Source organism: Dyella sp. RRB7, assembly GCF_022761115.1.
Lineage (GTDB): Bacteria > Pseudomonadota > Gammaproteobacteria > Xanthomonadales > Rhodanobacteraceae > Dyella.
The window spans coordinates 1-546 of record NZ_JAKWJS010000018.1 but is presented as its reverse complement, the minus strand read 5'-3'; the positions used below and the strand labels follow the sequence as shown (position 1 = coordinate 546).

Annotated in this window: 1 protein-coding gene; it reads left to right on the top strand. The window is 58.1% G+C overall.

Annotation, left to right across the window (positions count from 1 at the left end; genetic code table 11):
• Window positions 1-124: 124 nt before the first annotated feature.
• Window positions 125-546 (top strand): LysR family transcriptional regulator (locus MJ606_RS18225; RefSeq protein WP_243050975.1); only part of this gene is annotated, 422 nt, incomplete at its 3' end.

Below are 546 nucleotides of genomic sequence, written 5' to 3'. Positions count from 1 at the left end.
CCAGCCCTGGCTCATTCAGCCAGAAGTTTCCAATGATGTGGCCGAACTCGCCGCCGCCAGAATGGCAGTCACTTCTATAGGGAGATAGCACAGTGTTGGATAAGTCGGAACGGGAGGGTGGCCTATGGAGCTGCGCCATCTTCGCTGCTTCGTAGTTCTTGCTGAGGAGCTACATTTCACGCGGGCGGCTGAGCGCCTGCATATCGAACAACCACCGCTATCACGAGCCATCAAGGAACTTGAGGACGAGTTGGGCGTAGTGCTCTTCGACCGAAACCGACGAGGAACAGTTCTAACGGCGGCGGGCGCGGTCTTCTTGCAAGATGTTCGCCGTCTATTCACAGTGCTGGAACAGGCTCGTGAAAATGCCAAGGCTGTGGCATCGGGCTTGCGCGGTAGCCTGCGCATCGCTGTATCAGATGGGGCTATCGATCCACGGCTGTCGGCATTTCTGGCTCGTTGCCGCGCCGAGGAGCCGGAGATCGAAATACGCTTGTCAGAAGTGCCTCTGGCAGAGCAAGTGCGTGGCTTGCGTTCGGGCGACTT